We start from the raw sequence: 12116 nt of genomic DNA on the forward strand, positions 1-12116 counted from the left end.
TGAGGTTTCCACGGTATTGCAGCGTTTCTCACTGGCAACCTGTCGTCCTGCAACAGCTTCCTGCGAATGACCACGGTAAGATCGCGGTAAGGGTCAGACGGGGAGATCGGGGGTAGGTGGGAATGGAACCTGGGCTAATAACATTCAAACGCATCGTGGGCGCGTCCCATGACCGCACCTGACCAAGCCCCACCCGAGGATAGAGCCGTGTCCGTTATTGACTGTGATTATCTACCCGCCGACAAGGTGGTGTTTCCGCCGGAGCTGGCGCTGCTGATTAGCAGGAAGGCCAGCGCAATGGCGGCGGCATTCGAGGAGCAGGCGCTCGACCAGCTCACGAAGGACGCCCGGCGCGCCCTTTCGCGGGGAACTGAGCCAAGGCGCGTAATCAGGGAAATGCGCTTGTAGGCGGAAAAGGGAACTACCGGGGCCTCGGTAGTTTTTCAAGTACCTGCCATACCGGAATGGGAGCCCAGGCTAATTACGGAGAATCCCGGACAACACCCTTTCGCGACCACTACCCTGATCCGGGGTGGTGCTGGCGCGGGGGAATGGCAAGAACGCCTCTGTGTGGTGGAACTGCCACACGGCGCCAGCACCATCGCCGCAAAAGTGTGGCGATGGCTCCTCAAAAGTGAGGAACGAGATAATCGGACCACTTTTGGATTGATCCATCAAAGGAGTGGCGATGATGACCACTCCTTTACACCGGCGGCGGGTTTATAAAGATGGCGTTACCGTTCATCGGGGATGGAGCAACGAACCTCCGTGGCTTTTTCAGCCAGCGTGAAACGGGTCAGCAGCGAGCACCGTGTATCCCCTGGTGTATCCCTTTGGAACGCGCAGAAGACCACACCCTTTAAACACGGGGACTTTGCCTTCAGGTTCAAACGGCGCCTGGCACCAAATTGAAGAAAAAGCCTCAGGTCTTATGGCCTGGGGCTTTTTTGTGGAGGATGTTCCGAAGTGCAAAGGCGCCTGTTCGGAAAGCAGTGGATACGCTTCGAGCACATCAGTGATCCCACTTCTCATGCCTCACCGGTAGGCGGCTCAGCTCGTCCTTGATCTGCCGCCAATGCGGTATGAATCTATCCAACAACGCTAGAAATCTGGCGTTGTGAGTTGGTTCGATCAGGTGCGCCAGCTCATGCACCAGGATGTACTCCAAGCACTCCGGCGGCTTCTTCGCCAGCTCGGTATTCAACCGAATATTGCCAGTGGCCGGGTTGCAGCCGCCCCAGCGTGTTTTCATCCGCTGCACGAAGATGCGCTGGGCCTTAACGCCCATCAGGGACTGCCATTTGTCCAATAGCGTCGGCAGCTTCGCCCGAAGCAGTTCGCGATACCAGCTTTCCAGCAACTCTTGTCGGCGTGCATCGTCACTCCCTGTCCGAATCTGCAACACCAGCGTGGAATGCTTCAGCTCCACAACTGGCGCGGCATCCACTTCGATCACCTCCAGCAAATAACGCTTGCCCCACACCTGATGGCTTTCGCGGTTCAGGTACTCACGTTCCGGCTCGCGTGGCTGGGCGCGCATCTGCCGCTGTTGCGCCTTGATCCAGCTCAGCCGGGAAATGGCGAATGCTCGCAGGGCGTCTAGTCCCATTTGCATAGGCGCAGAGATATGCACCCGGCCTTCGGGCGGATATACGTAGAGATGCGCGTGCTTATTGTTCTTTCTCTGAACCTCGACACGGATATCGCCAAGGTCAATATGCTCGGCCATCAGTATTCCTGTTGGGCAACAATGATTGGAAACAGACGCTCAACCTCTTCCACGCTGTTCAACACCTTGTACATGGCTTGCTTGACCATCATTTCCCTGGCCTGAATGCCACGCCAGCCATCCGGTCGCGCCTGTTTCACAGCGTTGTCGATCTTTAGCGCCAGATCCAGAACAGCATCCCCGGTAGACTGGCCGTAGGGCGCTGCTGGCTCGGCCACCGTGTTCTGTGGCGTCAGGTTGTTGTAGAGCGCCAGTTTGCCAGGGGTGTTCAGCGTGTCCGGCGTGTCCTCAGCCTTTCCGGCTTGCACTTTGGCCGCCAGCTCGCCAATGCGTTTGAGGTACTCCTCGTATTCAATGGCCTTTTCCTTACGCAGTTTGATGATTTCATCGAGCAGGGCCGACATTTTCGCGAAAAAGGCCGGGTCGGTCGGATTTTCCTTGATGATCTTGCTGCGCACGTTGTTCTCGATGGTTTCGGCAACCGCCCCCTGATTACCTTTCATCTCGCCCAGTTTTTTGGCAATGGCCTCGGCAATGCCGCTCTTCACGATCAGCTCCAACAGGCCGATGTTGTCAAAGGGGGAGATTTTGCGTGGTTCGCTGGCCTCGATATAGGTATCGATCAGGTGCCGCATGTCCGCCTCGAACGGCTTGATATCGAGCGTCTCACAGCTGGCCTTGCGGATGATCTCGCGCAACGCCAAGTACCGGTCCAGCTTGCGTTTGATCTCTTCGATCTGCGCCATGCTGTAACCCGCAGCTTCCATCTCATCAGCCAGGTTTGCATAGGCGCGAAGCAGCGCCACTACAGCTCTGTAAAGGGCCACTCGCTGCGGCTCGCAGTTCTGCAGGTCGTCTGCTATTTCAGTATTGCCGCAGAAGTAGTGGATATGCGCCAACTCATCCTTTGGCGGAGCAACCGGTTCGCACAACAGCGCCAGCGCCTCCAGGGCATCGTCCAGGCGCTCCCTGCCTTGCTTCAGGCGATCTTGCAACAGCACTTCTGGATCGGCACCGCCGGCGCTGTGATCCAGCTCGGAGGTGTAGACCGCAATAGCATTTTCGACACTCTTGAACAAATCCTTGTAGTCGACGATATAGCCAAATTCCTTGTCTTCGCCATCCAGACGGTTGGTCCGGCAGATGGCCTGAAACAGGCCGTGGTCGTGCATCGACTTGTCGATATACAGATAGCTGCACGGCGGTGCGTCAAAGCCGGTGAGCAGCTTATCCACCACAACCAGCAGCTTCATGTTGGCTGGTTCCTTGATGAACAGCGCCTTGGCGTGTTCTTCATAGGTTTCAGTCTTGGACATGCCCGGCTTCGCCTGCATGCTGTCCAGAAAGTCGGTATAGGTGTTGTAGATGAACTGCTTGTCGGTTTCGGTATTGGCGCCGGTTTCCTCCAGCGTCACATCCTTGGCCAGCGGGTTGTAGGACGTGATGACCGCGCACTTGCCCTTGAACAACGACTTCTGGAACAGAGTGAAGTACTTGCAGGCTTCATAGATGCTGGAGGCCACGAAAATAGCGTTGCCTCGCTGACTGGACAGACGCGGCTTGGTGCTGAAATCGAAGATGATGTCTGCCACCACGCGGTCCATACGCGACTTGGAGCTGAGCACGTTCTGCATGGTGCCCCACTGCTGCTTTAGCTCATCCTTCTGCCACTTGTTCAACGCCTTGGTGCTGTTTTCGAACCACTGGTCGATTTTTTCCGAAGACCCCAGCCTGGCATCGATGTCACGAGCCTCGTAGAGCAGGTCGAGCACCACGCCATCTTCGACCGCCTCACTGAATTTGTAGGTATGAATGTAACCACCGAATACTTCCAGACTGGTGGCCTTGTCCTGCTTCAGCAACGGCGTGCCGGTAAAGCCGATGAACACCGCATTGGGCATCAGCGCCTTCATCACTCGGTTGAGCCGGCCGCCCTGAGTCCGGTGGCACTCATCGACAAATACGAACACCTCGCCCACGGTTGGGCTGGGCTGGGCCTGCAGCTCTTTGATAAAGGCCTCGAACGCCTTGTCATCCTTGCCTTTGGCAGAGCCACCGAACTTGTGCACCAGTGAGCACAGCAGACGTGGCCTGGGCTGGCTGAGCTGACGCATTAGCTCCTGTCCACTGCCGGTGCGGCAGATGGCTTCTCCGGCATCCCTGAACACCCGTTCGATTTGCTTATCCAGCTCATCACGGTCAGTGATGATGACCACACGGGCGTTTGGGTTGTTCTCCAGAATCCACTTGGCCAGCAGCACCATCAGGATGCTCTTGCCGGCGCCCTGGGTGTGCCAGATAATGCCGCCCTGGTGCTTCTTCACATGCTCCTGCGCGGCTTTGATTCCGAAGTACTGGTGCACGCGCGGCAGCTTCTTTACACCACCATCGAACAGCACGAAGTCATGCATCAGCTCGATCAACCGGGCCTTGTCACAGATTTTCAGCAGGTACTTGTCCAGCTTGTAGCGGCCGTTGTCGGCCTCAGCTTCCTTCCAGGTCAGAAAGTACTTTTCCTGGGTGCCGGTGGTGCCGTAGCGCAAACCTTCCGAGTCATTGCCGGCGAAGACGAACTGCACCGTGCTGAAGAACCACTCATTGAATTCCGGCAGTTGGTTGGACAGGCTCTGGCGGATACCGTCGCCAATGCTGATGCGGCTGTTCTTCAGCTCCAGCACGCCGATGGCGATACCGTTGACGTAGAGCACAATATCCGGCCGGCGCTCCAGCTTGCCCTTGAGAGTGACCTCCTCGGCAATGGCGAAATCGTTTTTCTGCGGCTCGGCCCAGTTGATCAGGTGCACCGTCTCGGTCACCTTACCGGCCTCGGTCTTCACCGGCACGCCATAGCGCAGCAATTGGTAAATGGTTTGATTGTTGCCATACAGGCTGCGATTGGGATGGTTAGCCTCAAGGCTCAGCTTGTACAGGGCGGCATTGATCTGCACAGTGCTGTAGCCCGCGCCGCTCAGATAGGCACCGAGTAAACCCGCTTCGATATTGCTGTTGTTGGTCCGCTCGTTCCAGTCGCCGAGATGCTCGTAGCCCAATTCCTCGACAAACAGCTTGGCTACACGGTTCTGTGTCACTCGTTCTGCTTTGCCGATGTCGATCATTTGAGTACTTCCCAGTGTCCGCTTTTTGTCGGGCCAACGTGCCGGATCGTCCCAGCTGTCCGTAGCTTGTTTAGGTGATATTTGATGCCATCAGGGCTCAAGCCTAGCTGCCTTGCTAACTCGCGCCTTGTTGTGGCCGGTCGCTGACGCAACAGGGCCACGATTTTTCCGCGCACGGTTTCCGAGCTGATTTCTTGGGCGGTTTCTTGGGCAGTTTCTTGGGTGATTTCTTGGGCAGTTCCTTGGGCGGTCGGCGGTGTTTCCCCCAACAACAACCGCGCTGTGTCTCCCAGAGCCTCAGTCAGCTGCATCGAATTGGCTCGGAAGGTAAGCATTAACCCCGACAGGCTGCTGTCGAACAGCGGCGGTGGGATGTCGTGCTTACGGCACTCGCTGAGAATTTTCTCGATGCCCCGGCCCCAGGACTCCACGTAGCCGGCACGGAAAAACGCCGAAGCCAGCAGCGGATTGAAAGGATGGGACGGATGCTTGGCCAGCAGTTGCTGCTGCGTCCAGTGTTCCGGCAACTGGCCAGGGTTCCAGATCACGATCTGGGACTCATAGACGCTGATCTGGATTGGGATGCCGCTGGCGTAATCTTTGTGGATCACCGCGTTGAGCAGCGCCTCGCGCAGGGCTTGCAGGGGGAACAAATAACGCTCCACGCGCTGAATACCTTCGTAACGGATATACGCCTTGAGGTATTTGCTGTGCAGCAGCTCCAGGGTCTTTTCCACCTGAGAGAACAGATCACCGTGGATTTCGTCCTGATAACGCAAATCGTCATCGGTGATGAAAAAACCGAGCTTGATATAGGCGCCGGGTACGAAACGCTCGGGCTGGGTGCCGAACAACAGCGCGGTGGCGCGCTTCAGGTATTGGCCTTCTTCCAGCTGCAGGCTGGCCAGCAGGGCGGCGTCGCTGTCTTCCAGCACGGCTTCGTCCACCCGCCCGCTTCTGGCCGCCCGAGTGCGGAACGCTTGCAGTGCGGCGGGCTGACAGTCGTCTAGGGTGAGACCGGGCAGCGGCACGGCATCCCAGTGCAGGCCTTGCTTGCGCAGCAAAAAGCGCGACAGCGCCGCGCCTTTCAATTCCTGTTTGGTACTGCCACTGCGGTAGTGATATTCGCCCTTGTAGCTGACCGGGCTGGGGTAAGCCGGCACTACAATTTCCAACAGTGCTTTGCCCACTTCCTCGCGCAGATTCACATCAACCATGATGCCCAACACGTCGCGCACCTTGTTGGGTATTTCCTCCAGCAGGCGTGCCGCATCGGCCACCCCGACCGGCGCACCGGCATCGCTGCGGCCAATTTCCAGTACACCGCCCTCAGCATTGGCGAAACCGCATATCCATTTCAGATAGTCGTCGCGCCACACGGCCTTCCATTCCCGCTGCTGGTGTTCGCTCATACCAATCGAATCCTTCCGGTGAGGAGTTCTTGCATCATGCCTTGTTTGAGGTGGCGGGCTTTTTGGAGCTTGGTTTCTAGGGTGATGATTTCGTTATCTATTTCGCGGAGAACAACAGCAATAGCGTCTTGCTCATTTCCATCAGGACAAGATACCTCCACTGATTCGATAGTTTTGGAATTGAGGCTTGGAACTCCAGAGGCTTCGTTATACTGATTCCAGTTGATCAAGCAGAATCGGTAGAACAAAAATTTCACACTGTTTGGAGCGTGCACTTCCGAATAAAAAAGGGTATCTACTGTCCAGAACGGCACATCCATATATTGAGGCCTGTCAATTGTCCCCTTGCGCCCAATTAGAACTGAGGGTTTATCGTAAAGTGGGCGTATTGCTTTCCCAATCTCTCCGCCCGTTGCCAGTATCGGATAGTTACCATTAGCAGATTCAACTTCACGTTGACTCCTACCGTGACGAATGGTCAAAAGATCGCCAAGTCGTTTCGTCATCCACTCTCCACTAAACCCCGGCAGGCGGCGCTGGCCGGTGAGTAGTTCCTGCATAGCGCCTTGCTTGATCTCGCGTTTCTTGGTCAGCAGTTGCTCCAGCGACTCGACCAGCGCCTCCGCATCGCTCAACGCTTCGGCAATGGCCTCCTGCTCATTGATTGACGGTATAGGGATAAGGAATCTTGCCAAATCTTGCACTCCGAGATTTGGTTGGGCAGCCCCTCCCGCCCAGATATCTATCATTTGCTCACACAAATCTGAAGCCAAGAACGAAATCAAATACTCGACTTTTAGCTTGTTGGTTTTGGCGCGAATAATGACTAGTGAGCTGGCGATAGCGCCTTCACCAAACCCATCTATTACAAGACCAAATTTTCCTAACGATCCTCTAAGGCAATACAACACATCCCCTGGCTTAACCTTGCCCCGGGTAAGCCTATTGAAAACAATCTCCTTTATATAGTCAATTGAAGAGGTATCAATACTCCCCCTGGAAATATGTCCCGCATTAATAAACGGTACACCTATAGCCGCAAAATCTTCTTGGCCCGGATAGTTGCTACTTCTGTCACCATTCTCAAACGAACAAACTTCACCGATGGTTAAAAGCTGCCAATCCTCTGGAATCACCCCAACTTCGCTCTGCTTGTACCCCGGACTCAGCTCCATACAAACCCCATCTTCTTCAGATGCGCGGCCACCTTGGCTTCCAGCTCGCTAACGCGGCTGGTCAAATGTGGCAACGGGGTTTCATAACGCTCGGCCAGTTCCTTCACGCGCTGGGTTAGCGTCTGGCTGACACGGTCCATCTCACCGCTGATGGTGGCCTGCAGGGTAGCCAGCCATTTGTCGCCCACGGCCAGTTGCTTGATTTCCGCTTCAGTCAGATTCGGATACTTGGCATACGCCTTTTCGTCCAGCTTAGCCTCCAGCTCCTTGAGGTGTTTTTTCAGCGTAGCTTCTTGGGCGGCCAGCATCTGCCATTGCTTGAGCACTGCCAGCTCTTCGGCGGAAGCATCCTTACCAATTTCCTTGAGGCGCTCCTTTACAGCGGCGACGTTGATCTTGTCGAAGTCGGTGAACACGCCTTCATCACCGCTGTGCTCCTCCTCCAACTCAGCCAGAGCAGAGCTGGCGGCTTCCAGGTCGGCGCTGGTCTGGTCTATGGTTGCCTGCTCGACAACGAAGTAGCGGGCGACAATAAGGTATTTGGGCAGCAGGTCGCAGGCCCAGCCTTTATCCTTTTCCTTGCCCTTCTTGTCCTTCTCGATAATGCGGTAAGTCTCTGCCTTCCAGCCGTCGGCGGCGATCAGGTAGGCGTCGTCCTGCATCACTTCGGCCCAGTAATCCATCAAGTGCTGATAAACGTCATAGGCGTCGATCAGCGGCTTGTCCTGGTAGTGCTGCAGCAGGCTTTCGGCAACCTCATGAATAAGCTGTTTGGGATGGAAACCCGGTTGCAGCGCCTTGAGCGTTTTCGCCGTCTGTTCGTGCCATTCATCAAAATGCGAGGCCATGCCGGCAATAAATTTGGTGAATTGCGGGTGTCCATAGATGCAAGTTTTAATATCGGCCTTGTCCACAGCCAGGTCGAAGTAGCCGGGCCGGTTAGCGGTGAACAGCGCAACCTTAAGTTGCGGGCACACCGCCCAGTAGCCAGCCAACCCCTCGATATCAGCAACCGGAATGCCGCCCTTGAGGTGGCCTTCGATGTCCTGCTTGTCTTCGACCTGGGTGCTGTCGATATAGCGCGGCAGGTTGAGGTTGTAGTCGTTCTTCTCGATCTCCTCGTAACCCACCATACGGGCGTAGCGCGGCTCGCTGTCGTCAAGACGGGTGAAGGCGTCGACAATTCGGTGGACGTCTTGCTCGCGCAGGCGATTCTTGGGACCGTCCTTGAGGAAGCCAGCGCTGGCGTCGAGCATGAAGATGCCCTTGCGTCCCGCCGCGTGCTCCTTGTCAATGACAATGATGCAGGCGGGAATGCCAGTGCCGTAGAAAAGATTGGCCGGCAGACCGATGATGCCCTTGATATAGCCGTGGCGAATCAGGTTACGACGGATCTCGGCCTCGGCATTCCCACGGAACAGCACTCCGTGCGGCAGAATGCAGGCTGCTTTGCCGTCACTTTTCAGCGAGCGGATGATGTGCAGCAAATAGGCGTAGTCACCCTGCTTGGCCGGCGGAGCACCGAAGGTCTCGAAGCGATTGTAAGAATCGTTCTGCGGATCTAGCCCAGTGCTCCAGCGCTTGTCAGAAAATGGTGGATTAGCCACGACATAGTCAAACTGCTTGAGCAAGTCGTGATTGCCCGCCTTGAGTGTGAAGGCCGGACTGGTCAGGGTGTTGCCCTGGGCGATCAGCGCGGTGGGGTTGTTATGCAGGATCATATTCATGCGCGCCAAACTGCTGGTCGCCGAATCCTTTTCCTGGCCGTAGAGGGTGACCGGCGTACCGGCCGCATCGGCGACCTTGAGCAACAGCGAGCCCGACCCACAGGTCGGGTCATACACACTGGTATCGCTGCTGGTCTGCGCTGCACCGATGCCGATGATGTTGGCGATCACCCGGCTGACTTCGGCCGGGGTATAGAACTGGCCCTTGCTCTTGCCTGAATCCTTGGCGAAATGCTGCATCAGGAATTCATAGGCATCGCCGAGGATGTCGTCGTGCTCGGCGCGGTTCTTCGAGAAATCGAGCGCCGGGTTTTCGAAGATGGCGATCAGGTTGGTGAGGCGTTCCACCATTTCCTTACCGGTTCCGAGCTTGTTGGCGTCGTTGAAGTCCGGTAGGTCGGACAGCTTGTTGGCCTCGGCCAGCGGCGCGATGATCTTCTTATTGATCTGGTCGCCGATGTCGCTCTTGCCCTTGAGCGCAACCATATCGGCAAAGCCGGCACCCGCCGGGATGGTGATGGGTGCGAAGGGCTGGCCGGCGTATTTGTCGCTGACGTACTTGATAAACAGCAGTAGCAGTACGTAGTCCTTGTATTGGCTGGCGTCCATGCCCCCGCGCAATTCGTCGCAGGAGGCCCAAAGGGACGAGTAGAGCTCTGATTTCTTGATGGCCATGAGTGTTGGACTTTTCCGTAGCTTTTAGAGCCACCAGACATTGCCTGGTGGCATATCAATTCGTCATTTTTGCGGGAGCAGGAGCAGCTATATCTTCCGGAAGCTGACTGCGAGGGCGGCTTGTTTGTCACGGAGTTGCTGAATTTCGTTCTGGATCTCGGCTGCCTGCTCAAAAACGTGCACCATCCTATCCATTTCGTCCCGCGAGGCGGCGGGAGTTTCCAGCTCTTTGAGGGTCGAGAGTTGAATGGTGGGGATCGTGGCGCCCATACGTTCCCAGCGAGGATACCATCCTGCATCACTGTGATGCCCCTCAGTGGGGTGCACACCATTCAGCAGTCATGGAAGCGGTGCGAGCTATGGCGCGAAGCAGTATCTCTCCAGCCGCGCGCGCATCGTCTAAGGCATTGTGGTGCCAACAGTGAATGAGCGTTTCTTCAAACCGTATCCCGTCCGGGAAAACTCTCTCCACGCTCGATGGGCCGCCCTGGCCGTATCTGGCCAACAGCAGTTGAAGTGATCCAAACCCTCGGTCCGGCAGGCTCTCAGCGTGGCAGCTCGGTCAAAAGGCACATGGCTAGTGACGAATTGACTAGTCACAAAAGAGAGAATCCAAGGGTAAATTTCTGCCCAGGATGGAGCAGATGCAACCATGGTTTCCTGCTCGCAAGATTGAGGTTAGTCGTTTCAACGTCGATGACTGTGAAATCCATTTTCTACTCCGGATAACGAACAAAGGTGACTTCGCGCCTACCATCCCGATGCTAATTATTTGCGAACAAAAATCACCGAGGCCTACAAGCGAACGCGCCAGGCACAGTGCAACAGTCCGATCGTGGAGACCTCACGTGAGTGATCAAAACAACACCGACCATCCTCCAGCCCCTCAAGGTGAGTTGCTGCTGTTCCAGAGTGTCGATGGTCAGGTACGCCTGGAGTGTCGCCTCGAGGCCGATACGCTGGCTGTCTCAGGCGATGATCTGTGAGCTGTACAGAAAGGCCAAGGCCACCATCAGCGAGCACATCAGCCACATCTTCGCCGAGGGTAAATTGATGGAGGATTCAGTTGTTCGGTTTTACCGAACAACTGCCGCCGACGACAAACCTTACAACGTTAAGCACTTCAACCTCCCGCTGATTCTCGCGGTCGGTTACCGGGTCCGCTCCAAACGCGGTACCCAGTTCCGTCAGTGGGCCACACAGATCCTGGAGGAGTATCTGGTCAAGGGCTTCGCCATGGACGATGAACGGCTGAAAAACCCGCCTGTGGGCCACTCGCTGGGACCTGATTACTTCGACGAATTGCTTGCGCGCATTTTTCATTGTGAACCTTGATGCGTTCTAGCCTGCCTTCAGGAGACGGAGGTTTTTTCCGCAGGTAAGTCACTCGTATTTTCAGCGATGTCGACCTGCCGCTCACATTCAGCAGACTCTTCATCCTCCGCTTCCACTGGGTGCACTACCTTACGGCTTGCTGCAATGGCTCTGCGTATGTCTTCGCCCATTGTCGGGCAATTTTTCAGTTTGGAGATGCCGTCTAATCGTTGCGTCATGGCTCACCTCCAACGCACTGGGAATTGATTCGATAGTGCTCGCTTTCAACTCCCGACGCCAACTCTCCCAGCCCTTCATCCAGTGTCTTGCCTTAAAAAGTAATGCCTCAGCGCCGATAACGCCGCACCACGCTGCTGTTGCCCAACACATGATCTTTGATCTTCTCCATCAGCTGCGCACGGGTCAGACCGGCGGGCAAGGCGTCCGGGGCCAGGTCCAGGGCGTAGAGCTGGATGATGTAGTGGTGAGCGCTGTCGCCGACCGGTGGGCACGGGCCGACGTAGGTGGTGGTGTTTTTGATGTTGGTTCCACCCACCCCCTCAAAGGTAGATTTTGCGCCGACACCCGCCGGAATACGGTGGGTGGTGGCCTTGATCCCGTAATGCACCCAATGATCGACACCCTGGCCTTTCTGACCGTCCGGATCGTGCATAACGATGGCATAGCTGAGGGTACCTTCAGGGCCTGGATTCCAGCTCAGGGCCGGGGAAACGTTCTGCCCACCGCAGCCTCTGGCATCACTGACGGCGGACGGGGTGAACAGGCGGTTGTCCGATACACCGGGAATACTGACAGTGAAGCGATCCTGGGCTTGCGCGGGCAGTTGCAGGCAGAGGGTGACTGCCACTGCCGCCAGCCAAGGGTTGAGCGAAGCAAATCGGGTCATTCCAGAACACCTTACGCTGATGGGGCCGTCGTCGGCGTGCAGACTATAACTGGACCGTTCG

General features: G+C 56.3%; 11 protein-coding genes. 3 read left to right on the forward strand and 8 right to left on the reverse strand.

Features of this window, described 5'->3' with window-relative positions:
* Positions 1-207 precede the first annotated feature (207 nt).
* Positions 208-408, forward strand: a complete 201-nt coding sequence (locus tag ACZYSM_RS25785; protein ID WP_489075941.1) for a hypothetical protein — start codon at positions 208-210, stop codon at positions 406-408.
* Positions 409-1012: 604 nt separating this feature from the next.
* Here the strand turns inward: ACZYSM_RS25785 and ACZYSM_RS25790 are convergent.
* The 6 genes from ACZYSM_RS25790 to ACZYSM_RS25815 form a co-directional block, all read right to left on the reverse strand.
* Positions 1013-1729 (reverse strand): M48 family metallopeptidase, encoded by a 717-nt coding sequence (locus ACZYSM_RS25790; RefSeq protein ID WP_489075943.1) that lies wholly within the window; start codon positions 1727-1729, stop codon positions 1013-1015.
* A complete protein-coding gene (locus ACZYSM_RS25795; protein WP_489075945.1) occupies positions 1729-4845 on the reverse strand; it encodes a type I restriction endonuclease subunit R in 3117 nt (1038 codons plus the stop codon). The genes ACZYSM_RS25790 and ACZYSM_RS25795 overlap by 1 nt, the downstream gene beginning before the upstream one ends.
* Positions 4842-6257, reverse strand: coding sequence for an ATP-binding protein (locus ACZYSM_RS25800; protein WP_489075948.1), 1416 nt, complete (start codon positions 6255-6257; stop codon positions 4842-4844). The genes ACZYSM_RS25795 and ACZYSM_RS25800 overlap by 4 nt, the downstream gene beginning before the upstream one ends.
* Positions 6254-7432, reverse strand: coding sequence for a restriction endonuclease subunit S (locus ACZYSM_RS25805; protein WP_489075950.1), 1179 nt, complete (start codon positions 7430-7432; stop codon positions 6254-6256). The genes ACZYSM_RS25800 and ACZYSM_RS25805 overlap by 4 nt, the downstream gene beginning before the upstream one ends.
* Complete coding sequence (locus ACZYSM_RS25810) at positions 7423-9834, reverse strand: type I restriction-modification system subunit M (protein WP_489075952.1); 2412 nt, start codon at positions 9832-9834, stop codon at positions 7423-7425. Before ACZYSM_RS25810 ends, ACZYSM_RS25805 begins: the two co-directional genes overlap by 10 nt.
* A gap of 87 nt (positions 9835-9921) precedes the next feature.
* Positions 9922-10104, reverse strand: a complete 183-nt coding sequence (locus ACZYSM_RS25815) for a hypothetical protein (RefSeq protein WP_489075954.1) — start codon at positions 10102-10104, stop codon at positions 9922-9924.
* Between the two features lie 578 nt (positions 10105-10682).
* Here ACZYSM_RS25815 and ACZYSM_RS25820 point away from each other — a divergent pair.
* Positions 10683-10820 (forward strand): hypothetical protein, encoded by a 138-nt coding sequence (locus ACZYSM_RS25820; protein WP_489075956.1) that lies wholly within the window; start codon positions 10683-10685, stop codon positions 10818-10820.
* The gene (locus ACZYSM_RS25825) at positions 10810-11169 is read left to right on the forward strand and encodes a virulence RhuM family protein (RefSeq protein WP_489075958.1); all 360 of its coding nucleotides are present in this window, start codon (positions 10810-10812) and stop codon (positions 11167-11169) included. Before ACZYSM_RS25820 ends, ACZYSM_RS25825 begins: the two co-directional genes overlap by 11 nt.
* Positions 11170-11186: 17 nt before the next feature.
* On the opposite strand, the gene ACZYSM_RS25830 is transcribed toward ACZYSM_RS25825, so the two are convergent.
* Entirely contained in the window at positions 11187-11387 is a 201-nt protein-coding gene (locus tag ACZYSM_RS25830) for a hypothetical protein (RefSeq protein ID WP_489075960.1), read from the reverse strand.
* A gap of 107 nt (positions 11388-11494) precedes the next feature.
* Positions 11495-12055 carry a YbhB/YbcL family Raf kinase inhibitor-like protein gene (locus ACZYSM_RS25835; protein WP_489075962.1) on the reverse strand — a complete coding sequence of 187 codons (561 nt, stop codon included), beginning with the start codon at positions 12053-12055 and terminating at the stop codon, positions 11495-11497.
* Positions 12056-12116: the final 61 nt, after the last annotated feature.

Source organism: Pseudomonas sp. F220, assembly GCF_057813935.1.

Excerpts from the sequence above, each read along its gene's own strand:
- ACZYSM_RS25790 (WP_489075943.1), bottom strand. The coding sequence starts at position 1,729 with ATGGCCGAGCATATTGACCTTGGCGATATCCGTGTCGAGGTTCAGAGA.
- ACZYSM_RS25795 (WP_489075945.1), bottom strand. The coding sequence starts at position 4,845 with ATGATCGACATCGGCAAAGCAGAACGAGTGACACAGAACCGTGTAGCC.
- ACZYSM_RS25800 (WP_489075948.1), bottom strand. The coding sequence starts at position 6,257 with ATGAGCGAACACCAGCAGCGGGAATGGAAGGCCGTGTGGCGCGACGAC.
- ACZYSM_RS25805 (WP_489075950.1), bottom strand. The coding sequence starts at position 7,432 with ATGGAGCTGAGTCCGGGGTACAAGCAGAGCGAAGTTGGGGTGATTCCA.
- ACZYSM_RS25810 (WP_489075952.1), bottom strand. The coding sequence starts at position 9,834 with ATGGCCATCAAGAAATCAGAGCTCTACTCGTCCCTTTGGGCCTCCTGC.
- ACZYSM_RS25815 (WP_489075954.1), bottom strand. The coding sequence starts at position 10,104 with ATGGGCGCCACGATCCCCACCATTCAACTCTCGACCCTCAAAGAGCTG.
- ACZYSM_RS25825 (WP_489075958.1), top strand. The coding sequence starts at position 10,810 with ATGATCTGTGAGCTGTACAGAAAGGCCAAGGCCACCATCAGCGAGCAC.
- ACZYSM_RS25830 (WP_489075960.1), bottom strand. The coding sequence starts at position 11,387 with ATGACGCAACGATTAGACGGCATCTCCAAACTGAAAAATTGCCCGACA.
- ACZYSM_RS25835 (WP_489075962.1), bottom strand. The coding sequence starts at position 12,055 with ATGACCCGATTTGCTTCGCTCAACCCTTGGCTGGCGGCAGTGGCAGTC.